This window comes from Serratia bockelmannii, from assembly GCF_008011855.1.
GTDB classification, from domain to species: Bacteria; Pseudomonadota; Gammaproteobacteria; order Enterobacterales; family Enterobacteriaceae; genus Serratia; species Serratia bockelmannii.
In genome coordinates this window covers 472,363-492,918 of record NZ_VOUX01000002.1, presented here as the reverse complement: position 1 = coordinate 492,918, position 20,556 = coordinate 472,363, and the positions used below count along the sequence as shown (strand labels likewise).

Below are 20,556 nucleotides of genomic sequence, written 5' to 3'. Positions count from 1 at the left end.
CCACCGCTACAGGAGTCAGCATGCCTATCCAGGTGTTACCGCCACAGCTCGCCAACCAGATCGCCGCCGGAGAGGTGGTTGAACGCCCCGCGTCGGTCGTCAAAGAGCTGGTGGAAAACAGTCTGGACGCCGGTGCGACGCGCATCGATATCGATATCGAACGCGGCGGTGCCAAGCTGATCCGCATTCGCGATAACGGCTGCGGCATCGGCAAGGGCGATTTGGCGCTGGCGCTGGCGCGGCACGCTACCAGTAAAATCAGCACGCTCGATGACCTGGAAGCGATCGTCAGCCTCGGTTTTCGCGGCGAAGCGCTGGCCAGTATCAGCTCGGTTTCCCGTTTGACCCTGACGTCGCGCACCGCCGAACAAAGCGAGGCGTGGCAAGCCTATGCCGAAGGGCGCGAGCAGGCGGTGACGGTCAAACCCGCCGCGCACCCGGTCGGCAGTACGCTGGAAGTGCTGGATTTGTTTTACAACACGCCGGCGCGCCGCAAGTTCATGCGTACCGAGAAAACCGAATTCGGCCATATCGATGAAGTGGTGCGGCGCATCGCGCTGGCGCGTTTCGATGTGGCGATCAACCTCAGCCACAACGGCAAACTGATCCGCCAATACCGGGCGGCGAAAGAAGAGAGCCAGCACGAACGCCGTTTGGGCAGCATCTGCGGCCCGGCGTTTTTACAGCATGCGCTGAACATCGACTGGCAACACGGCGATCTGAGTATCCGCGGCTGGGTGGCGGATCCGGCGGGGGCGCGCCAGCTGGGTGAGATGCAATACTGCTACGTCAATTGCCGCATGATGCGCGATCGCTTGATCAATCACGCGATTCGTCAGGCCTATCAGGATCAGCTAAAAGACGATCAGCAGCCCGCTTACGTGCTGTATCTGGAAGTCGACCCGCACCAGGTGGACGTCAACGTTCATCCCGCCAAACACGAGGTGCGTTTCCATCAGGCGCGGCTGGTACACGATTTTATCTACCAGGCGGTGACCACCGTGCTGCAACAGGCCGGTCAGACACCGTCGCTGCCGCTGGCGGAAACGCCCGACGAAGCGCCCGCGCCGGTCTGGCAGCAGGAAAACCGCGTCGCCGCCGGCGGCAACCATTTTTCTCAGCCGGCGCCGCGTCGCGAAACGCCGTCATCGGCCGGCGCCGTCCGCGAGCGCGCGCCGCAGCCCGGTTGGCAAACGGCGGGCGGTTACCAGAAACGCGAAGGCGAGCTGTACGGCAAACTGATGCAGCCCGCCACCGAGCCACCGGCCGATGCGGCGCCGGAAGTTTCGAGCAAGCCGCCGCTGTTCCCGCCGGCGAAAGCCGCCGTGGAAACGCCGTTGGCGAGCGGACAACACAGCTTTGGCCGGGTGCTGATGATCCATCCGCCGTGCTACGCGCTGATTGAACAGCGCCAGCAGCCGGCGTTGCTCAATCTGACGGTGGCCGAACGCTGGCTGCGCCAGGCGCAGCTCAATCCGCCGACGGAAGGGCTGCGGCCGCAACCGCTGCTGATACCGATCAAGCTGACGTTGGATAAGAACGAAGCGGCGGCCATTGCACGGCATCAGGCGCTGCTGACGATGATGGGGCTGGATCTGCAGACGGATCACGGCCGTGTGACGCTGCGCGCAGTGCCTTTACCATTACGCCAACAAAATTTACAAAAACTGATACCCGAACTGTTAGGCTATCTGGCCGAACATCAGGAGATGTCGCCCGCGGTGCTGGCCACCTGGCTCGCTCGCCGTCTTGGCAGCGAACATGAACAGTGGAACACCTCGCAAGCGATACAATTGCTGACCGACGTTGAACGACTTTGCCCGCAGCTGGTCAAATCGCCACCGAGCGGACTTTTACAACCCGTTGATTTACAGGCCGCACTGGCGGCCCTCAAGCATGACTAACACTGAAATGACACCACGTCCCCCGGCTATTTTCATCATGGGGCCGACCGCCTCAGGCAAGACCGCGCTGGCGATCGCGCTGCGCGAACGCCTGCCGGTGGAACTGATCAGCGTCGATTCCGCGCTGATTTACCGCGGCATGGATATCGGCACCGCCAAGCCGAGCGCCGAAGAATTGGCGCAGGCGCCGCATCGGCTGATCGATATTCGCGATCCCGCCGAAGCTTACTCGGCCGCGGAGTTCCGCGCCGACGCGCTGAAGGAGATGGCCGATATCACCGCCGCCGGGCGCATTCCGCTGCTGGTCGGCGGCACCATGTTGTATTTCAAGGCGTTGCTGGAAGGATTGTCGCCGCTGCCCTCCGCCGATCCCGCGGTGCGCGAGCGCATCGAACGCCAAGCGGCGGAGCAGGGCTGGGAGGCGCTGCACCGTCAGTTGCAGGCGATCGATCCGGTCGCGGCAGTGAGAATTCATCCGAATGATCCGCAGAGACTGTCCAGAGCACTGGAAGTTTTTTTTATTTCGGGTAAAACTTTAACGGAACTGACTCAAATTTCGGGTGAATCGTTACCGTATCAAGTTCACCAATTTGCGATAGCGCCGACCAGCCGTGAGTTGATCCATCAACGCATCGAGCTGCGGTACCATCAAATGTTGGCGGCGGGTTTTGAGACGGAAGCGCGTGCACTTTTCGCACGGGGTGATTTGCATACGGACTTGCCCTCCATTCGCTGTGTCGGTTACCGCCAGATGTGGTCATACTTGTCTGGTGAAATTAGTTACGATGAGATGGTTTATCGTGGTATTTGCGCAACACGTCAGTTGGCTAAACGTCAGATGACCTGGTTACGGGGTTGGGAGTCGGTCCATTGGTTGGACAGTGAAAAGCCGGGAGAGGCTTTGGACTCGGTGACACAGGTTGTTAGTGCATAGGTTGGGTGATTGTGTACAATTGCTGAGTATTCAGCGCGCAAATTTTTTACGTCGTTTATTTTAGAGCCGACAGGTTCTTAGTTACAAACAACAAGCAAATAAGGAAAAGATAGAATGGCTAAGGGGCAATCTTTGCAAGATCCGTTCCTGAACGCATTGCGTCGTGAACGTGTTCCGGTTTCTATTTATTTGGTGAATGGTATTAAGCTGCAAGGCCAGATTGAGTCTTTTGACCAGTTTGTCATCCTGTTGAAGAACACGGTTAGCCAGATGGTGTACAAGCACGCTATCTCTACCGTCGTCCCGTCACGCCCGGTTTCGCATCACAGCAACAACCCGAGCGGCGGTTCAAGCAACTATCACCATGGCAACAATCCGTCTGCGCAGCAACAGCCGCAGCAGGAAAGCGATGACGCTGAATAAAGCGCGTTGCAAGTCAACCATGACGGGGAGCATAAGCAGCCGCGGGCTGTTTATGTCCCCCAAACTCACGGTGAGTGTCCGTTTGAGAGGTTGCACGCTTGTTTGACCGTTATGAAGCCGGTGAGCAGGCCGTACTGGTTCATATCTATTTCTCGCAAGACAAAGATACGGAAGACCTCAGCGAGTTCGAATCGTTGGTTTCCTCAGCCGGTGTCGAAGCTTTGCAAGTGGTGACTGGTAGCCGCAAAGCCCCGCATCCGAAGTACTTTGTCGGCGAAGGAAAGGCCGAAGAAATTGCAGATGCGGTGAAAGCCAGCGGCGCGTCTGTTGTCCTGTTTGATCATTCCCTTTCCCCGGCGCAGGAAAGAAACCTCGAGCGCCTGTGCGAATGCCGGGTGATCGATCGCACCGGGCTGATTTTAGACATCTTCGCCCAGCGTGCCCGCACCCATGAAGGTAAGCTGCAGGTGGAGCTGGCGCAGTTGCGTCACATCGCCACGCGTCTGGTACGCGGTTGGACGCACCTGGAGCGGCAAAAAGGGGGGATTGGCCTGCGCGGGCCGGGGGAAACCCAGCTTGAGACCGACCGTCGCCTGTTGCGCGATCGCATCAGCTTGATTCTGCGCCGCCTGGAGCGGGTAGAAAAGCAGCGTGAACAAGGCCGACGCGCGCGGACCCGTGCCGATGTGCCGACCGTATCGCTGGTGGGCTACACCAACGCCGGCAAATCCACCCTGTTTAACCGAATAACGTCTGCCGAGGTGTATGCGGCGGACCAGCTATTTGCCACCCTGGATCCTACGTTGCGGCGCATTGACGTGCCGGACGTGGGGGATACCGTGTTGGCGGATACCGTAGGCTTTATCCGGCACCTGCCGCACGATCTGGTGGCCGCCTTCAAGGCGACGCTGCAGGAAACGCGCCAGGCGTCTTTGCTACTGCACGTCATCGATGCCGCAGATCCGCGCGTCGATGAGAACATCGAAGCGGTGAACACCGTGCTGGCGGAGATAGACTCGGATGAAATTCCTACACTGTTAGTGATGAACAAAATAGATATGCTGGACGATTTTGTGCCGCGTATCGACCGCAACGACGAAAACCTGCCGATCCGGGTGTGGCTGTCCGCCGCCAGCGGAGAGGGTATTCCGTTGCTGTATCAGGCGTTGACGGAGCGCTTATCGGGGGAGATCGCGCATTACGAATTGCGCTTACCGCCACGGGCAGGCCGTCTTCGCAGCCGTTTTTACCAGCTTCAGGCGATTGAAAAAGAGTGGAACGAAGAGGACGGCAGCATTGGCGTGGTGGTGCGAATGCCGATCGTCGAATGGCGTCGTCTCTGCAAGCAAGAACAGGACCTGATTGACTTTATCGTATGATCATATCCTGTTACATTTATGCTTCGCGAAAGCCTGAAGTACCCAATCACAGAATATGGAGCTAAAACATGGCGTGGAATCAGCCCGGTAATAACGGACAGGACCGCGACCCGTGGGGGAGCAGCAATAATAATGGCGGCAACTCTGGCGGTAACAACAAAGGCGGTCGTGATCAAGGGCCACCTGATTTGGACGATATCTTCCGCAAACTGAGCAAGAAATTGAGCGGTTTCGGCGGGGGCAAAGGCTCCAACAGCAATAGCGGCGGCACCGGCACCTCTGGTCCGGGCTTCAGCGGCCGCATTATCGGTATCGCGGCGGTTGCCGTGGTGGTGATCTGGGCCGCCAGCGGCTTCTACACCATCAAGGAAGCCGAACGCGGCGTTGTGACGCGTTTCGGTAAGTTCAGCCACCTGGTGCAGCCGGGCCTGAACTGGAAGCCGACCTTCATCGATGACGTGCGTCCGGTGAACGTGGAGTCCGTGCGCGAGCTGGCGGCGTCCGGCGTGATGCTGACCTCCGATGAAAACGTGGTGCGCGTGGAAATGAACGTGCAGTACCGCGTGACCAACCCGGAAGCGTACCTGTTCAGCGTCGTCAATGCCGACGACAGCCTGAGCCAGGCGACCGACAGCGCCCTGCGCGGCGTGATCGGCAAATACTCGATGGACCGCATCCTGACCGAAGGCCGTACCGTGGTGCGTAACGATACGCAGCGCATGTTGGAAGAGACTATTCGTCCTTACAACATGGGTATCACGTTGCTGGACGTCAACTTCCAGGCGGCGCGTCCACCGGAAGAGGTGAAGGCGTCGTTCGACGATGCGATCGCTGCGCGTGAGAACGAGCAGCAATACATCCGTGAAGCGGAAGCTTACGCCAACGAAGTTCAGCCGCGTGCGAACGGCCAGGCGCAGCGTCTGCTGGAAGACTCCAAGGCTTATAAAGACCGTACCGTCCTGGAAGCTCAGGGTGAGGTGGCGCGCTTTGCCAAGCTGTTGCCGGAATACAAGTCCGCACCGCAGATTACTCGCGAGCGTCTGTATATCGAAACCATGGAAAAAGTGCTGGGCCATACCCGTAAGGTGTTGGTGAGCGACAAAGGCAACAACCTGATGGTGCTGCCGCTGGATCAGATGCTGCGCGGTCAAGGCGCGGCAACGGAGAGCGGCAACAAGGATACCAGCCTGATTCGCCTCAATCCGAATCCTGCGCCGGCTGCCAACAGCAGCGCTCCGCGTACCAGCGGCGGTTCGATTATGGATCAGCGCCGGGCGAATGCGCAGCGTGACGACACCACTCGCGTAGGGAGAGAGTAATCAATGCGTAAGTCTTTTGTAGTTATTGTCCTCGCGGTGCTGGTGGTGCTGTACGCTTCGCTGTTCGTGGTGCAGGAAGGCCAGCGCGGCATCGTGCTGCGCTTCGGCAAGGTTCTGCGCGACGGCGAAAACAAGCCGCTGGTGTATGCGCCGGGTCTGCACCTCAAGATCCCGTTCATTGAGACCGTGAAGAACCTGGATGCGCGTATTCAGACCATGGACAACCAGGCCGATCGCTTCGTGACCAGCGAGAAGAAAGACCTGATCGTCGATTCCTATCTGAAGTGGCGCATCAGCGACTTCAGCCGCTACTATCTGGCGACCGGCGGCGGCGACGTCTCCCAGGCCGAAGTGCTGCTGAAACGCAAGTTCAGCGACCGTCTGCGTTCCGAAATCGGCCGCCTGGACGTGAAAGACATCGTGACCGACTCGCGCGGCAAGCTGATGTCTGACGTGCGTGACGCGCTGAACACCGGCACCGTGGGTGACGGCGAAGAAGTGGCGACCACCGAAGCCGATGACGCTATCGCCTCTGCGGCGGCGCGCGTTGAACGGGAAACCACCGGCAAACAGCCGCAGGTTAACCCGAACAGCATGGCGGCGTTGGGCATCGAGGTGATCGACGTACGTATCAAGCAGATCAACCTGCCGGCCGAAGTGTCCGACGCCATCTACCAGCGTATGCGCGCCGAGCGTGAAGCGGTAGCCCGTCGTCTGCGCTCGCAGGGCCAGGAAGAAGCTGAGAAACTGCGCGCCAGCGCGGACTACGAAGTGACCCGTACCTTGGCGGAAGCCGAGCGTCAGGCGCGTATCACCCGCGGTGAAGGCGATGCCGAAGCGGCTAAACTGTTCGCCAACGCGTTCAGCCAGGATCCGGACTTCTATGCCTTTATCCGCAGCCTGCGTGCCTATGAGGCCAGCTTCAAGGACAACCAGGACGTGCTGGTACTGAGCCCGGACAGCGATTTCTTCCGCTACATGAAGTCGCCTGATACCCTGCGCAAATAAGCGCGGCAGGCAATCTGACCGAGGGCCCGTTTACGCGGGCCCTTTCTCGTTTTTGGGGGATGCATGAACTCAACGATTTGGCTGGCGCTCGGGCTGGTCCTGGTGCTGGAAGGGTTAGGGCCGATGCTGTTTCCGCAGGCCTGGCGCAAAATGATTGTGGCGATGTCGCAGCTGCCGGACGCGACGCTGCGGCGATTTGGTGGTGGAATAGTGGTTGCGGGCTGCGTGATCTACTACATGTTGAGCGGCCGCACGGGTCTTTAAAGTCTAGCCCAAAATTTATGCAATCGTATGCTAAAAGTGCTGAAAATCGAAAATTACGGTGGTAGAATCCATTTTTAAGCAATCGGTGATTTTGAAAAATGGGTAAGAACGTCGTCGTACTGGGCACCCAATGGGGTGACGAAGGTAAAGGCAAGGTTGTAGACCTGCTGACTGAACGGGCTCAATATGTTGTGCGCTACCAAGGTGGCCATAACGCTGGCCACACTCTGGTAATCAACGGTGAAAAAACCGTCCTTCATTTAATTCCTTCAGGTATTCTGCGTGAAAACGTCACCAGCATCATCGGCAACGGTGTTGTTCTGGCGCCGGACGCGTTGATGAAAGAAATGGGTGAACTCGAAGCGCGTGGCATCCCGGTACGCGAACGTCTGTTACTCTCTGAAGCTTGCCCGCTGATCCTGCCTTACCACGTTGCGTTGGACAACGCGCGTGAGAAAGCGCGCGGCGCGAAAGCGATCGGCACCACCGGTCGCGGCATTGGCCCGGCTTACGAAGATAAAGTGGCTCGTCGCGGCCTGCGCGTCAGCGACCTGTTCAATAAAGAAACCTTCGCCGTTAAGCTGAAAGAGATCGTCGATTACCACAACTTCCAGCTGGTCAACTACTACAAAGTTGAAGCCGTCGATTATCAGGCGACGCTGGACTACGTACTGTCTATCGCCGACATCCTGACCGCCATGGTGGTTGACGTTTCCGAACTGCTGGACGGCGCACGCAAGCGTGGCGACCTGATCATGTTCGAAGGCGCTCAAGGCACCCTGCTGGATATCGACCACGGTACTTATCCGTACGTGACCTCTTCCAACACCACCGCCGGCGGCGTGGCTACCGGTTCCGGCATTGGCCCGCGTTATGTGGACTACGTGCTGGGCATCGTGAAAGCCTACTCCACTCGCGTGGGTGCCGGCCCGTTCCCAACCGAACTGTTCGATGAAACCGGCGAGTACCTGTGCAAGCAGGGTAACGAGTTCGGCGCCACCACCGGCCGTCGTCGTCGTACCGGCTGGTTGGACGCGGTAGCGGTGCGTCGCGCGGTGCAGATCAACTCCCTGTCCGGCTTCTGCCTGACCAAACTGGACGTCCTGGACGGCCTGAAAGAAGTGAAGATCTGCGTGGGCTACCGCATGCCGGACGGCCGCGAAGTGGACACCACTCCGCTGGCGGCTGAAGGTTGGGAAGGCATCGAGCCTATCTACGAAATCATGCCGGGCTGGAGCGAAACGACCTTTGGCGTGAAAGAGCACAGCAAGCTGCCTCAGGCTGCGCTGAACTACATCAAGCGCATCGAAGAAGTGACCGGCGTACCGGTAGACATCATCTCTACTGGCCCGGACCGCAGCGAAACCATGATCCTGCGCGACCCGTTCGACGCATAATCAGGCTTTGCGGCATTAAACAAACCGGGCGCGTCCCGGTTTGTTTTTATCCTGACTCCCTCCGATTGCGGTTTCACGTCAAAAAATCCTTTCATAAACTCGCCTTAGGGCGCGGGATCCGCTAAATAATTAGCGACGAACTCTCCGGCTGGTTTATTATCCAATGAGTAATCTTTTGAATAGCGCCGAAAAGCGGCGTATCAGACGGGTAAAGTGATACCCAGAGGTAAGATGTGCAGTTAACAAGTTTTACTGATTATGGCCTGCGGGCGTTGATCTACATGGCCTCGTTGCCGCAGGACAAGATGACCAACATCTCGGAAGTGACTGAGGTTTATGGCGTGTCCCGCAACCATATGGTGAAGATCATCAATCAGTTGAGCCGGGTCGGTTTTGTCACGGCGGTGCGCGGCAAGCATGGCGGCATTCGTTTGGGTAAACCGGCCGAGAGCATTCGCCTCGGTGACGTCGTGCGGGCGCTGGAGCCGCTTGCGCTGGTTAACTGCAGCAGTGATTTTTGCCACATCACCCCTGCCTGCCGATTGAAGCAGGTGCTCCAACAGGGCGTACAGAATTTCCTTGAAGAGCTGGATAAGCATACGTTGGCCGACATGGTCGAAGACAATCCGCCGCTCTACAAGCTATTGCTTGTCGAATAAAACGATGTTGAGAAGACAAGGCTCAACGTCATCCTGCTGATGACAACGGAGGAACCGCAATGTCACAAGATCCATTCCTGGAACGAGAAGCAGAAAAATACGAATCCCCTATCCCCAGCCGTGAATATATCCTGGCCCATTTGGCGAAACGAGAAACGCCGGCCAGTCGCGAAGAACTGGGCAACGAATTGGGCCTCAGCGGTGAAGAGCAGCTGGAAGCGCTGCGTCGCCGCCTGCGCGCCATGGAGCGCGATGGCCAGTTAGTGTTTACCCGCCGCCAGTGCTATGCGCTGCCGGAGCGTTTGGATCTGCTGCGCGGCACGGTGATCGGCCACCGCGACGGCTACGGCTTCCTGCGCGTTGAAGGCAGCAAAGACGATCTGTACCTGTCTGCCGAACAGATGAAAATGGCGATCCACGGTGATGTGGTGCTGGCGCAGGCGCTGGGTGCGGACCGTAAAGGGCGCCGCGAAGCGCGCATCGTGCGCGTGCTGGTGCCGAAAACCAGCCAGATTGTCGGCCGCTTCTTCATGGACGCCGGTACCGGCTTCGTGGTGCCGGACGACAGCCGTCTGAGCTTCGATATTCTGATCCCAGCCGACAGCGTCAGCGGCGCGCGCATGGGCTTTATGGTGGTGGTGGAGCTGACTCAGCGCCCGACCCGCCGTACTAAGGCGGTCGGCAAGATCGTCGAGATCCTCGGCGACAAAATGGGCACCAGCATGGCGGTGGACATCGCGCTGCGCACCCATGAGATCCCGCATACCTGGCCGCCGCAGGTGGAAAAGCAGGTGGCCGATCTCAGCGAGCAGGTGCCGGAAGCGGCCAAGAAGGGCCGCGTCGATCTGCGCAAACTGCCGTTGGTCACCATCGACGGTGAAGATGCGCGCGACTTCGACGACGCCGTGTACTGCGAGAAAAAACGCGGCGGCGGCTGGCGCCTGTGGGTCGCGATCGCCGACGTCAGCTACTATGTGCGTCCACGCACCGCGCTGGATGACGAAGCGCGCAGCCGTGGCAACTCGGTCTACTTCCCGTCGCAGGTGATCCCGATGCTGCCGGAAGTGCTGTCCAACGGACTGTGCTCCCTGAACCCACAGGTCGATCGCCTGTGCATGGTATGCGAGATGACCATCTCTGCCCAGGGGCGCCTGTCCACGGCCAAATTCTACGAGGCGGTGATGAGCTCGCACGCCCGCCTGACCTATAACAAGGTGTGGCACATTCTGCAGGGCGATCAGGAGCTGCGCGAGCATTACCACCCGCTGGTCAAGCACCTGGAAGAGCTGCACGCGATGTATAAGGTGCTGGATAAGGCGCGCGCCGAGCGCGGCGGCATCGCGTTTGAAACCGAAGAAGCCAAATTCATCTTCAACGCCGAACGCCGCATCGAGCGCGTGGAGCCGACGGTGCGCAACGACGCCCACAAGCTGATCGAAGAGTGCATGATCATGGCCAACGTGGCGGCCGCGCGCTTTGTCGAGAAACGCAACGAGCCGGCGCTGTACCGCGTGCACGATCGTCCGAGCGATGACCACATCTCCGCGCTGCGTAGCGTGCTGAGCGAACTGGGGCTGACGCTGGGCGGCGGCAACAAGCCACAGCCGAAAGACTATGCGGTGCTGATGGATGAAGTATCCGAGCGCCCTGACCACGAAATGCTGCAAACCATGTTGCTGCGCTCGATGAAGCAGGCGATTTACGATCCGGAAAACCGCGGCCACTTCGGTCTGGCGCTGGCGTCTTACGGCCACTTCACCTCGCCTATCCGTCGTTATCCGGATCTGGCGCTGCACCGCGCGATCAAATATCAGCTGGCCAAAGAACACGGCGAGCCGAAAGAGCGCTGGACGCCGACCGGCGGCTGGCACAGCGAATTCGAAGAGATGCTGCAGCTGGGCGAACACTGCTCGATGACCGAGCGCCGTGCGGATGAAGCGACGCGCAACGTCGCCGACTGGCTGAAGTGCGACTTCATGCAGGATCACGTCGGTGAAGTGTTCAGCGGCATCATCTCCAGCGTGACCGGCTTCGGCTTCTTCGTACGCCTGAACGATCTGTTTATCGACGGGCTGGTGCACGTATCAACGCTGGATAATGATTACTATCGCTACGATAATATCGGCCAGCGCCTGATCGGCGAATCTTCCGGCACGGTCTATCGCCTGGGAGATACGGTGGAGATCCGCGTGGATGCGGTGCATATGGACGAGCGCAAGATCGACTTCGCGCTGGTATCCAGCACCCGCAAAGCGCGCGGTGAAGGCAAAACCGAGCGCGATCGCGCCAAGAAGGGCGGCCAGCGCACGCTGCGCGACAACGGTAGCGCGGGGCGCGGCAAGCGCCGTGGCGGCAAACCGCCAGCCAACTTCGAACCGGACAGCGCCTTCCGCAAGCAGGATGACACCAAGCCTGCGGACAACGTGAAGAAGGCGAAAAAGAAAGCCAAGAAAGCGTCCGACAAAACGCGGAAAATCGCGGCGGCGACCAAAGCCAAACGCGCAGCCAAGAAGAAAGGTGCCGAGCAGGCTTAACCTGCCGCACATCGTTATCATCGGCCGGTTATCGCCGGCCGCACGAATTTAAAAGAGCATCATGAGCGAAATTATTTACGGCATCCACGCCGTCAAAGCCCTGTTAGAGCGCGATCCGCAACGCTTCCTGGAAGTGTTTATCCTGAAAGGCCGCGAAGATCGCCGTCTGCAACCGCTGATCGCCGAGCTGGAAGCGACCGGCATCGTGATCCAGGTGGCGAACCGCCAATGGCTGGATGACAAGGTTGAAGGCGCGGTGCACCAGGGGATCATCGCCCGGGTGCGCGAAGGGCGTCAGTATCAGGAGAACGATCTGCCGGGCCTGCTGGAAAGCGTGGCGACCCCGTTCCTGCTGGTGCTGGACGGCGTGACCGACCCGCACAATCTCGGTGCCTGCCTGCGCAGCGCCGACGCAGCCGGCGTGCACGCGGTGATCGTGCCGCGCGACCGTTCCGCCCAGCTGAACGCCACCGCCAAGAAAGTGGCCTGTGGTGCCGCCGAAAACGTGCCGTTGATCCGCGTGACCAACCTGGCGCGTACGCTGCGTCTGCTGCAAGAGATGAATGTCTGGGTGGTGGGCACCGCCGGCGAAGCCGACCATACGCTGTATCAGAGCAAAATGACCGGCCCGATGGCGCTGGTGATGGGCGCGGAAGGCGAAGGCATGCGTCGCCTGACTCGCGAACACTGCGACGAGCTGATCAGCATCCCGATGGCCGGCACCGTCTCTTCGCTGAACGTGTCGGTCGCCACCGGCATCTGCCTGTTCGAAGCGGTGCGTCAGCGCGGCTGATTCTTCTGACGGGGGCCCCGTGCCCCCGTTAATTCCCCCTCTTGTGATCCCGCCTGCGGCAGAAATCTCTGCGCCGACCATACTTACTCCTGACGCTTTTTTCAGGGAGCACTCTCATGGTCTGGACTACGCACACCGTTTTTAACCAACCCAAGCCGCTGGGCAACAGCAACCTGTTTCTCTCCGATACGCCGCTGCGCGAAGCGTTGCAGCGTGAACAAGGCGGTTGGGACGCCGAGGTATTGGCCTCGCTGGGCCAGCAGCTCGGTACCCAGGAGTCGCTGGAGCTGGGGCGGCTGGCTAACGCCAACCCGCCGGAACTGTTGCGCTACGACGCCACTGGCCAGCGGCTGGACGACGTTCGCTTTCACCCCGCCTGGCATATTCTGATGCAGGGCCTGATCGCCAATCGGGTGCACAACCTGCCCTGGCAGGAGGATGCGCGCATCGGTTCCTTCGTGGCGCGCGCCGCGCGCTTTATGCTGCATGCGCAGGTCGAGGCCGGCACGCTGTGCCCGGTGACCATGACCTTCGGCGCCACGCCGCTGTTGCTGCAGGCTTTACCGGCCGAGTTTCGCTCCTGGCTGACGCCGCTGCTGTCGGACCGTTATGACGCTCACCTGCTGCCGGGCGGGCAAAAGCGCGGCCTGCTGATCGGCATGGGCATGACGGAGAAACAGGGCGGCTCCGATGTCTTGAGCAATACCACCACCGCCACGCCGCTCGGCGCGCGCGGGCCGGGCGAAGCCTACCGGCTGGTGGGGCACAAGTGGTTCTTCTCGGTGCCGCAGAGCGATGCGCACCTGGTGCTGGCGCAGGCCGAAGGCGGGCTGTCCTGCTTCTTCCTGCCGCGCATTTTGCCGGACGGCAGCCGCAACGCCATTCGCCTTGAGCGGTTGAAAGACAAGCTGGGCAACCGCTCCAACGCCAGCAGCGAGGTGGAGTTTCAGGATGCCACGGCCTGGCTGCTGGGCGATGAGGGCGACGGCGTGCGGCATATCCTGAAGATGGGCGGCCTGACCCGTTTCGACTGTTCGTTGGGCAGCCACGGCCTGATGCGCCGCGGGCTGTCGGTGGCGCTGTATCATGCGCTGCAGCGGCAGGCGTTCGGCAAGCTGTTGATAGAACAACCGCTGATGCGCCAGGTCTTGGCGCGCATGGCGCTGCGGCTGGAAGGGCATACCGCGTTGCTGTTCCGGCTGGCTCGCGCCTGGGAAAGCCGCAGCAATGAAGGCGAACTGATCTACAGCCGTCTGCTGACGCCGGCGGCCAAATACAGCATTTGCCGCCAGGGCATGCCGTTCATCGCCGAGGCGATGGAGGTGCTGGGCGGCATCGGTTACTGCGAGGAGAGTGAACTGCCGCGCCTGTACCGTGAAATGCCGGTGAACAGCATCTGGGAGGGCTCTGGCAACATCATGTGTCTGGACGTGTTGCGCAGCCTGCACAAACTGCCGGGCGCGCTCGAGATGTTGCAGTTCGAGCTGCAGCCGGTGCGCGGCCAGAATCGGTTGTTCGATCGCGCCTGGCGGCAGTGGCAGCAGCGTGCCCGGCAACCGCGTGAAGAGATGGGGCGGCTGCTGACCCAGCAGCTGTTCGACCTGTGCTGCGCCGCGCAGCTGCTGCAGCACGCCAGCCCGCAGATCGCCGACGCCTGGTGTCATCTGACGCTGGATCACCGTGGCGAGAGCCTGCTGTCGGCCGAGGTGTGCGAACTGCTGCTGAGTCGCGCCATCGGCGGTTAGGGAAAAGGGTGGCGCCCGGCGGCGAAAACCTTTTTAATTCAGCCTCACTCTGACAGGAAAATGCACATGGATATTCTCAGCGCGTTGGCGGCGTTTGCCTCTTACTTCTTCAGCGGCTTCGCCATGATTTTGGTGTTTCTGTTCGTCTATACCCGTATCACCCCGCACGATGAATGGGCGCTGATCAAGGCCGATAATCAATCCGCCGCCTTTGCTTTCATCGGCGCCTGCCTGGGGTATGTGATCCCGTTGGCCAGCGCGGCGATCAACTCGATCAGCCTGCTGGATTACCTGCTGTGGGGCGTAGTGGCGCTGGTGGTGCAACTCTTGCTGTTCGCGGCCGTGAAGATCTACATGCCGCGTATCAGCGAAAAGATCGAAGCGAATCACCTGGCCGCCGGGATTTTCCTGGGGGGCGTCTCCGTTAGCGGCGGCGTGTTGAATGCGGCTTGCATGAGCTATTAAAGGTATAAGATGGCGGAGGCGCGCCAGCCAAGCGGGTGCGCCTGTTCTTCCATCCGCAGGATGCGGTAATAGCTGGCGCCGTGTTGGTCGGCGGTGCGGGCAATGGCCAGTTCCGCTTCCTGCGGCGAACCGGGCAGATCGTTGAAAGTGATCTCGGCGATTTCACTGAGCGGCGTCACACGATCGGCGGGCGCCAGCTCGGCGGACTGTGCGCCGGTGCTGAGCAATCCCATGGAAAGCAAGAGGGAGGTGAGTGCGGTGGAGCGTTTCATGGCGTTCCCCTTCGTCAGATCCTGAATCGACACCCGCAACATGCGGCATGCTGTCCCTCAGTGTGCAACACCCTTCTTCAGCCAGTGCAAAGCCAGTGTAAATCTGCTTAAAAAATCCCCGCCTTAACGATACAGGATCGCCTGGGAATACCATTGGCCCGGCACGACGGTTTCGCTGTTCATGATGATCACGTAATAACGGGCGCCGGCGGCGGTGGCCTTGCGTTGGATCTCCGCTTCCACGTCCATCGGACTGCCGCGCACCACGGCGGTGATGGTGCCCATTTTCGCCAGTGCGGCGGTCTGCGCGCGGACGATCTCCTGCGCCTGTGCGGTGGGGGGCGGCGGCGGTTTCGGCGTGGTGGTCATGATGCCGCAGGCGGAAAGCTGTGCGGCCAGCGTCAGGGCGATGAGTGTGCGGACTAGCGTCATGGTGACCTCGAAAGAGCCGGTGCGATGGCTTCAGTGTAACGCAATATAAGCTGTAACAGATTGAGCTAACGCTGCTTCGCGCAAGTTTGTCATGATTAAGGCCAACAGGTGGAGTGAGGATGAACGGATGATCGAAATTCATGACGAGCGAGTGGGCGATATCGCGGTGATCCATGCGGTGCCGGCGGGGCAGTATCATCGGCCGCTGCCGACGGTGTTCTTCTGCCATGGTTATACCTCGTCGAAAGAGGTGTACGCCTACTTCGCCTATGCGCTGGCGCGTGCCGGTTTTCGGGCGGTGTTGCCGGATGCCGATCGGCACGGCGAGCGATTCGACGGCGATGAGGCGCAGCGCCTGGCGTCATTCTGGGAGATCCTGCGCAGCAATATCGACGAACTGCCGCAGATCAAGGCGCATTTCGAGCGGCTTGGCCTGATCGTCGACGGCCGCATCGGCGTCGCCGGCGCCTCAATGGGCGGCATGACCGCGCTGGGCGCCTTCGCGCGCTTTCCGTGGATCCGGGCGGCCGCCAGCCTGATGGGCTCAGGCTATTACCGTGCGCTGGCGCAAACGCTGTATCCGCCGTTGGGCGAAGAGGGCGAGGCACTCTCGCCGGCGGCGTTTGCGGCGCGCACCGCTGTGTTGGCGGAGTATGAGCTGGAAGGGCGTTTGGAGACGATCGCCGGGCGGCCGCTGCTGCTGTGGCACGGCGAGACGGACGACGTGGTGCCGGCGGCGGACAGCCTGCGTTTGGCGGCTGAACTGCGGCAGCAAGGCGCAGATGGCCGCTTGACGTCGTTCGTCGAGCCGGGCGTGAAGCACCGCATCACGCCGCTGGCGCTGTCCGCTACCACCGATTTCTTCCTCCGCGAGCTGTAATACGCATCCGGGCGCGATGCGTGGAATTGCGCCGCTCTCTGCGGGCTGTTTCGGTCATTGTTTGACGCATGGCGGAGGAGAATGTCAGCGTGAATTCTTTCAGGGCAGCAAGGAGCGGAGAGCATGATAAAGGGTATCAGCAATACGGCCGAGACAGCGCGCGGGCTGGTGGGAACGATGAAAGTGCGCGCCGATCTTAACTCAGCGGCCTTCAGCGAGATGTTGGGGGCAGCCGACGGCAAGGTGCGGCAAAACAAGGCGGATCCGCTGTCGCGCATCACCGCGCAGACGGTGCAAAACCTGACGGCGCTGTTTGCCTTCGCGCCGAAAGCGGCGGCCACTCACACCGCGGCGGCCGGTACGCTCTCCTTCGAGCAGCGGGTGACGCTGACGCAAAGCGCCGAGCTGCTGCAAACGCGGACAAACTATCTGCGGATGGCGCTGCAATTGCACAATCCGGGCAAAGCGTTCAGCGCGCCGGCGTTGCTCAAGCTGTGACAGGTGAGAAAGTGGAGCGCCCGACAAGCGGCGCTCCGGCGAGGATTGAGCGGGCTTTCTGATGAAGCCCTGGGGATTTCCCTGGCGTGGCGCGTCTTTTTAGCGGTACAGCTCGGCGCTGACGTGCATCGTGCTGTTGTCGCCCGGTTCGTGCAGGGCGATGATGCGATAAGAGGTCGCGCCGCGTTGATCGGCGATTTTACTGACCTGGCTGCTGGCGTCATCCGGCGAAACCACGTTCTGGTTCAGGGTGACGAAGCCAACGCTCTGGCGTTGATCGGCCTGGTGCGAGCTAATCTCCGTCGCGGCCATCACGTTGGCGGAGAATAGGGCGGCCAGCGCCGTCGCGAGAATAATGCGTTTCATAGTGCCTCTCTTAACCCTTTGCCGTTACGGCCTGACAGCGAGTGTCGCTGCGGCAAAAAGTCATTTATCTGCATTGAATAACCTGAAATCTTTTTCGTCGCGCTGTCTGCGGCGGATATGGTTAATTTTAGTCCGTTACTGCGGATTAAAAAGTGGGGTGTTTTGATGACCTCTTTCAAAAAAAATGAAATAGATTTGTGACTCAGCGCTGATTTCATTGAAAGATTTTTGAAACCCATGGATCGGCGTACATAGGTTCACCCACGAGCAAATCGTGCTATTTCCCATAGCGCCTCGCATTAACGCGAATAAAACCCACGCAGTCCTTGAGTTTCCCGCCCTGCGTCAGTATGATTACGCGTCATTTTTCAGCCGCACACTAAACACGTTCCTTGCTTCCATGGGCCGCGGTTGACCCTGACAGGAGGCTGAATAATCCGTAAGGAGCAATTCGATGCGTCATTACGAAATCGTTTTTATGGTCCATCCTGACCAAAGCGAACAGGTTCCGGGCATGATCGAGCGTTACAGTGCTACCATCACTAACGCGCAAGGTCAGATTCACCGTCTGGAAGACTGGGGCCGCCGTCAGCTGGCTTATCCGATCAACAAACTGCACAAAGCTCACTACGTTCTGCTGAACGTTGAAGCGCCGCAGGAAGCGATCGATGAGCTGGAAACTAACTTCCGCTTCAACGACGCCGTTATCCGCAGCATGGTTATGCGCGTTAAGCACGCGGTAACTGAAGCATCTCCGATGGTTAAAGCGAAAGACGAACGTCGTGGCGATCGCCGCGAAGACTTCGCTAACGAAACCGCAGATGATGCAGATGCTGGGGATTCTGAAGAGTAATTGCCGTCGTGACGGCTAATCGTCTGGTCTTGTCGGGCACTGTGTGCAAGGCGCCGGTTCGAAAAGTGAGTCCTTCCGGGATACCGCACTGCCAATTTGTGCTAGAGCACCGTTCGCAGCAGATGGAAGCCGGATTCAGCAGACAAGCATGGTGCCGAATGCCCGTGGTTGTCAGCGGACAACAGTCACAAGCACTAACTCAAAGATTAACGGTCGGCAGTCAGATTACCGTGCAAGGCTTTGTAAGCTGCCATCAAGGGCGCAACGGGCTGAGCAAATTGGTTCTGCATGCCGAGCAGATTGAATTGATAGATTCTGGAGACTAGCCAAATGGCACGTTATTTCCGTCGTCGCAAGTTCTGCCGTTTCACCGCGGAAGGCGTTCAAGAGATTGACTATAAAGACATCGCTACGCTGAAAAACTACATCACCGAAAGTGGTAAAATTGTACCGAGCCGTATCACCGGTACTCGTGCAAAATATCAGCGCCAGCTGGCCCGTGCTATCAAGCGCGCGCGCTACCTGTCTTTGTTGCCGTACACTGATCGTCATCAGTAATCGGCCACTGTCCATTAACGACTTTGAGAGGATAAGGTAATGCAAGTTATTCTGCTTGATAAAGTAGCAAACCTGGGCAGCCTGGGTGATCAAGTTAACGTTAAAGCGGGCTACGCTCGTAACTTCCTGGTACCACAGGGCAAAGCTGTTCCTGCTACCAAGAAAAACGTTGAGTTCTTCGAAGCACGCCGTGCTGAACTGGAAGCCAAACTGGCTGACGTTCTGGCTGCTGCTGAAGCTCGCGCAACCAAGATCAACGAACTGGGTTCAGTGACCATCGCTTCCAAATCTGGCGACGAAGGTAAACTGTTCGGCTCTATCGGCACCCGCGACATCGCTGACGCAGTGACTGCGGCAGGCGTTGAAGTTGCCAAGAGCGAAGTTCGTCTGCCGAACGGCGTTCTGCGTACCACTGGTGAGCACGAAGTGCACTTCCAGGTACACAGCGACGTGTTCGCACAGCTGAATGTAGTTGTGGTTGCAGAAGCGTAATTTACGCTGCTGTTAACCCGGTTAAAACGCCAGCCTCGCGCTGGCGTTTTGCTTTTCTGCGCCCGGCAAAACGCGCTACGCTTGAAGACGGGATGAAAAGGAGAGCGAGCGATGGCAAAGATTATGCTGCAGCGGGTTTATGACTTCAGCGCGCCGGCGCCGGAACACTGTTATCTGATAGACCGGCTATGGCCGCGCGGTATCAGCAAGGAGCGGCTGACGGGCGTGCAGTGGCTGAAACAGGTGGCGCCGGATGACGAACTGCGCAAGTGGTTCCATCAGCATACCGACCAGTGGACAGTCTTCGAAGAGCGTTACCGCCAACAGCTGGCTACCAACGACGCCTGGCAGCCGCTGGTGGCGCTCTTACGGCAGGGGAAAACGCTGACGCTGCTGTATGGCAGCAAGGACACCGAGCACAATCAGGGCGTGGTGCTGCGCGAGTTTTTGCTGGCGCAGCTGTAGGGATTAGCGTTCCCGGCGGTAGCTGCCGTCGGCCTGGCGGCGGAACAGCGCCTGGCTGTTGTCCACGGTGGTGACTGACAGCGCGTTAATCACGCCGTTAGCGTCGCGTTCGATACGCACTTCCTGGCCGGCTTTCATGTTGCTCAGCGGCTTGTCGCCGCCTTCCACCTGCGCCATGGCAAACACTTCATTTACCGGCAGATTGTTATCGCGAAACAGCTGGGCCAGGGTCTGGCCTGGCTGGATTTGGTAACGCTGCCAGTTGCCTGCCGGCGTCGGTTCGTTGGCTGAAGTGGTACCGCCGTCGTTTTGCAGATCGGCCTGCAGTGGCACGCTGGTTTCTTGGTGGGAGACCGGGAACGGCTGTCTTTCGGGCGAATAGGGCCACAGCAACGCCAACAGTAGGATGATGCCGAAGATCAGCACCCAGCGGCGGTGAAAGTAGGGCAGCGGCTCCATCCAATGGAAACCGTCCGGCAGATGCCAGACTTTGGCCAGCAGCGCTTTGACCTGCTGCATTTTGTCGTTGGCCGGCGGTGGCTCCGATGGCGGTTCCGCGCCTTCAGACGTGGGTGCGGCGCCCGGTTTCAGGCGCTGGCTGACGTTCAGCCAGGTGCGCAGCAGCGGCTGGTAGATGCGGGTGGTTTTCCTTCTCCTGGGCGCGATTCTGCCCATGGTGACCTCTCTTCGACGGCGTAATAATGAGCGCGGCGCGGCAAGCGCGTTGCCTGCCCGATATCCTGCTTTCAGTATAGTCCGCTAACTGATTGAAGTGAAAGGCGGCTGAGCGGCAGGGCCGGCGTTTGCGGCTGCGGGCGTTAACAGAAGGTTATTGTTTCTTTTTCTACGACAAAAGTCATCATTCTCCACACAAGATTTTACCCGGCATTGACGCGCTGTTATGCTGCGCTTTCGA

Annotated in this window: 24 protein-coding genes; 20 read left to right on the top strand and 4 right to left on the bottom strand. The window is 59.5% G+C overall.

What is annotated here, in order from left to right:
- Positions 1-20: 20 nt before the first annotated feature.
- From mutL to FOT55_RS04345, 13 genes are all read left to right on the top strand, one after another.
- Entirely contained in the window at positions 21-1,904 is a 1,884-nt protein-coding gene (gene mutL / locus FOT55_RS04405) for a DNA mismatch repair endonuclease MutL (protein WP_060433973.1), read from the top strand.
- Positions 1,897-2,838 carry a tRNA (adenosine(37)-N6)-dimethylallyltransferase MiaA gene (gene miaA / locus FOT55_RS04400; protein ID WP_025305020.1) on the top strand — a complete coding sequence of 314 codons (942 nt, stop codon included), beginning with the start codon at positions 1,897-1,899 and terminating at the stop codon, positions 2,836-2,838. Before mutL ends, miaA begins: the two co-directional genes overlap by 8 nt.
- 114 nt (positions 2,839-2,952) lie before the next feature.
- On the top strand, positions 2,953-3,261 hold the full coding sequence (hfq, locus tag FOT55_RS04395) for an RNA chaperone Hfq (RefSeq protein WP_004933678.1): 309 nt from the start codon (positions 2,953-2,955) through the stop codon (positions 3,259-3,261).
- 98 nt (positions 3,262-3,359) lie between these two features.
- Entirely contained in the window at positions 3,360-4,640 is a 1,281-nt protein-coding gene (gene hflX, locus FOT55_RS04390; RefSeq protein WP_147823156.1) for a ribosome rescue GTPase HflX, read from the top strand.
- Positions 4,641-4,708: 68 nt separating this feature from the next.
- Positions 4,709-5,959 (top strand): FtsH protease activity modulator HflK, encoded by a 1,251-nt coding sequence (gene hflK / locus FOT55_RS04385; protein WP_025305021.1) that lies wholly within the window; start codon positions 4,709-4,711, stop codon positions 5,957-5,959.
- Between the two features lie 3 nt (positions 5,960-5,962).
- Positions 5,963-6,967, top strand: coding sequence for a protease modulator HflC (gene hflC / locus FOT55_RS04380; protein ID WP_004933669.1), 1,005 nt, complete (start codon positions 5,963-5,965; stop codon positions 6,965-6,967).
- 63 nt (positions 6,968-7,030) lie between these two features.
- Positions 7,031-7,231: a DUF2065 domain-containing protein gene (locus FOT55_RS04375; RefSeq protein ID WP_004933666.1), complete on the top strand. Its 201-nt coding sequence runs from the start codon at positions 7,031-7,033 to the stop codon at positions 7,229-7,231.
- 98 nt (positions 7,232-7,329) lie between these two features.
- A complete protein-coding gene (locus FOT55_RS04370) occupies positions 7,330-8,628 on the top strand; it encodes an adenylosuccinate synthase (protein ID WP_025305022.1) in 1,299 nt (432 codons plus the stop codon).
- A gap of 233 nt (positions 8,629-8,861) precedes the next feature.
- Complete coding sequence (gene nsrR, locus FOT55_RS04365; RefSeq protein ID WP_025305023.1) at positions 8,862-9,287, top strand: nitric oxide-sensing transcriptional repressor NsrR; 426 nt, start codon at positions 8,862-8,864, stop codon at positions 9,285-9,287.
- A gap of 59 nt (positions 9,288-9,346) precedes the next feature.
- The gene (gene rnr / locus FOT55_RS04360; protein WP_049208605.1) at positions 9,347-11,821 is read left to right on the top strand and encodes a ribonuclease R; all 2,475 of its coding nucleotides are present in this window, start codon (positions 9,347-9,349) and stop codon (positions 11,819-11,821) included.
- Positions 11,822-11,882: 61 nt separating this feature from the next.
- A complete protein-coding gene (gene rlmB / locus FOT55_RS04355) occupies positions 11,883-12,614 on the top strand; it encodes a 23S rRNA (guanosine(2251)-2'-O)-methyltransferase RlmB (RefSeq protein ID WP_025305025.1) in 732 nt (243 codons plus the stop codon).
- Positions 12,615-12,730: 116 nt separating this feature from the next.
- Positions 12,731-14,359 carry an isovaleryl-CoA dehydrogenase gene (locus tag FOT55_RS04350; RefSeq protein ID WP_060433975.1) on the top strand — a complete coding sequence of 543 codons (1,629 nt, stop codon included), beginning with the start codon at positions 12,731-12,733 and terminating at the stop codon, positions 14,357-14,359.
- A 66-nt stretch (positions 14,360-14,425) separates the two neighbouring features.
- Positions 14,426-14,824, top strand: coding sequence for a DUF350 domain-containing protein (locus FOT55_RS04345; RefSeq protein WP_016929354.1), 399 nt, complete (start codon positions 14,426-14,428; stop codon positions 14,822-14,824).
- Here the strand turns inward: FOT55_RS04345 and FOT55_RS04340 are convergent.
- Positions 14,821-15,096, bottom strand: coding sequence for a YdgH/BhsA/McbA family protein (locus FOT55_RS04340; protein WP_025305027.1), 276 nt, complete (start codon positions 15,094-15,096; stop codon positions 14,821-14,823). The two genes, FOT55_RS04345 and FOT55_RS04340, sit on opposite strands and share 4 nt — an antisense overlap.
- 123 nt (positions 15,097-15,219) lie before the next feature.
- Entirely contained in the window at positions 15,220-15,528 is a 309-nt protein-coding gene (gene bsmA / locus FOT55_RS04335; RefSeq protein ID WP_025305028.1) for a biofilm peroxide resistance protein BsmA, read from the bottom strand.
- Positions 15,529-15,655: 127 nt separating this feature from the next.
- On the opposite strand from bsmA, the gene yjfP reads away from it, so the two are divergent.
- Together yjfP and FOT55_RS04325 are read left to right on the top strand one after the other, a co-directional pair.
- On the top strand, positions 15,656-16,408 hold the full coding sequence (gene yjfP, locus FOT55_RS04330) for an esterase (protein WP_147823155.1): 753 nt from the start codon (positions 15,656-15,658) through the stop codon (positions 16,406-16,408).
- A gap of 123 nt (positions 16,409-16,531) precedes the next feature.
- Positions 16,532-16,906: a hypothetical protein gene (locus tag FOT55_RS04325; RefSeq protein ID WP_025305030.1), complete on the top strand. Its 375-nt coding sequence runs from the start codon at positions 16,532-16,534 to the stop codon at positions 16,904-16,906.
- A gap of 99 nt (positions 16,907-17,005) precedes the next feature.
- Here FOT55_RS04325 and FOT55_RS04320 read toward each other — a convergent pair whose 3' ends face one another.
- Complete coding sequence (locus FOT55_RS04320; RefSeq protein WP_043139300.1) at positions 17,006-17,272, bottom strand: YdgH/BhsA/McbA family protein; 267 nt, start codon at positions 17,270-17,272, stop codon at positions 17,006-17,008.
- A 454-nt stretch (positions 17,273-17,726) separates the two neighbouring features.
- On the opposite strand from FOT55_RS04320, the gene rpsF reads away from it, so the two are divergent.
- The 5 genes from rpsF to FOT55_RS04295 all read left to right on the top strand — a co-directional run bounded on the left by rpsF (position 17,727) and on the right by FOT55_RS04295 (position 19,640).
- Entirely contained in the window at positions 17,727-18,125 is a 399-nt protein-coding gene (gene rpsF, locus FOT55_RS04315) for a 30S ribosomal protein S6 (RefSeq protein ID WP_004933634.1), read from the top strand.
- An 8-nt stretch (positions 18,126-18,133) separates the two neighbouring features.
- A complete protein-coding gene (gene priB, locus FOT55_RS04310; RefSeq protein WP_049233092.1) occupies positions 18,134-18,451 on the top strand; it encodes a primosomal replication protein N in 318 nt (105 codons plus the stop codon).
- A 4-nt stretch (positions 18,452-18,455) separates the two neighbouring features.
- A complete protein-coding gene (gene rpsR, locus FOT55_RS04305) occupies positions 18,456-18,683 on the top strand; it encodes a 30S ribosomal protein S18 (RefSeq protein WP_000135199.1) in 228 nt (75 codons plus the stop codon).
- A gap of 39 nt (positions 18,684-18,722) precedes the next feature.
- Positions 18,723-19,175, top strand: a complete 453-nt coding sequence (gene rplI, locus FOT55_RS04300; protein ID WP_004933629.1) for a 50S ribosomal protein L9 — start codon at positions 18,723-18,725, stop codon at positions 19,173-19,175.
- Positions 19,176-19,286: 111 nt separating this feature from the next.
- The gene (locus FOT55_RS04295; protein ID WP_025305032.1) at positions 19,287-19,640 is read left to right on the top strand and encodes a DUF488 domain-containing protein; all 354 of its coding nucleotides are present in this window, start codon (positions 19,287-19,289) and stop codon (positions 19,638-19,640) included.
- A gap of 3 nt (positions 19,641-19,643) precedes the next feature.
- Here FOT55_RS04295 and FOT55_RS04290 read toward each other — a convergent pair whose 3' ends face one another.
- On the bottom strand, positions 19,644-20,315 hold the full coding sequence (locus FOT55_RS04290) for an OapA family protein (protein ID WP_060433981.1): 672 nt from the start codon (positions 20,313-20,315) through the stop codon (positions 19,644-19,646).
- Positions 20,316-20,556 lie beyond the last annotated feature (241 nt).

Bases quoted from the DNA above. Each gene is read 5' to 3' on its own strand.
- rplI (WP_004933629.1), top strand. From the start codon at position 18,723: ATGCAAGTTATTCTGCTTGATAAAGTAGCAAACCTGGGCAGCCTGGGT.
- hflC (WP_004933669.1), top strand. From the start codon at position 5,963: ATGCGTAAGTCTTTTGTAGTTATTGTCCTCGCGGTGCTGGTGGTGCTG.
- hflK (WP_025305021.1), top strand. From the start codon at position 4,709: ATGGCGTGGAATCAGCCCGGTAATAACGGACAGGACCGCGACCCGTGG.
- FOT55_RS04340 (WP_025305027.1), bottom strand. From the start codon at position 15,096: ATGAAACGCTCCACCGCACTCACCTCCCTCTTGCTTTCCATGGGATTG.
- FOT55_RS04295 (WP_025305032.1), top strand. From the start codon at position 19,287: ATGGCAAAGATTATGCTGCAGCGGGTTTATGACTTCAGCGCGCCGGCG.
- bsmA (WP_025305028.1), bottom strand. From the start codon at position 15,528: ATGACGCTAGTCCGCACACTCATCGCCCTGACGCTGGCCGCACAGCTT.
- mutL (WP_060433973.1), top strand. From the start codon at position 21: ATGCCTATCCAGGTGTTACCGCCACAGCTCGCCAACCAGATCGCCGCC.
- FOT55_RS04320 (WP_043139300.1), bottom strand. From the start codon at position 17,272: ATGAAACGCATTATTCTCGCGACGGCGCTGGCCGCCCTATTCTCCGCC.
- rpsR (WP_000135199.1), top strand. From the start codon at position 18,456: ATGGCACGTTATTTCCGTCGTCGCAAGTTCTGCCGTTTCACCGCGGAA.
- FOT55_RS04375 (WP_004933666.1), top strand. From the start codon at position 7,031: ATGAACTCAACGATTTGGCTGGCGCTCGGGCTGGTCCTGGTGCTGGAA.
- FOT55_RS04290 (WP_060433981.1), bottom strand. From the start codon at position 20,315: ATGGGCAGAATCGCGCCCAGGAGAAGGAAAACCACCCGCATCTACCAG.
- miaA (WP_025305020.1), top strand. From the start codon at position 1,897: ATGACTAACACTGAAATGACACCACGTCCCCCGGCTATTTTCATCATG.
- FOT55_RS04370 (WP_025305022.1), top strand. From the start codon at position 7,330: ATGGGTAAGAACGTCGTCGTACTGGGCACCCAATGGGGTGACGAAGGT.
- yjfP (WP_147823155.1), top strand. From the start codon at position 15,656: ATGATCGAAATTCATGACGAGCGAGTGGGCGATATCGCGGTGATCCAT.
- hfq (WP_004933678.1), top strand. From the start codon at position 2,953: ATGGCTAAGGGGCAATCTTTGCAAGATCCGTTCCTGAACGCATTGCGT.
- rlmB (WP_025305025.1), top strand. From the start codon at position 11,883: ATGAGCGAAATTATTTACGGCATCCACGCCGTCAAAGCCCTGTTAGAG.
- rnr (WP_049208605.1), top strand. From the start codon at position 9,347: ATGTCACAAGATCCATTCCTGGAACGAGAAGCAGAAAAATACGAATCC.
- FOT55_RS04345 (WP_016929354.1), top strand. From the start codon at position 14,426: ATGGATATTCTCAGCGCGTTGGCGGCGTTTGCCTCTTACTTCTTCAGC.
- rpsF (WP_004933634.1), top strand. From the start codon at position 17,727: ATGCGTCATTACGAAATCGTTTTTATGGTCCATCCTGACCAAAGCGAA.
- FOT55_RS04325 (WP_025305030.1), top strand. From the start codon at position 16,532: ATGATAAAGGGTATCAGCAATACGGCCGAGACAGCGCGCGGGCTGGTG.
- FOT55_RS04350 (WP_060433975.1), top strand. From the start codon at position 12,731: ATGGTCTGGACTACGCACACCGTTTTTAACCAACCCAAGCCGCTGGGC.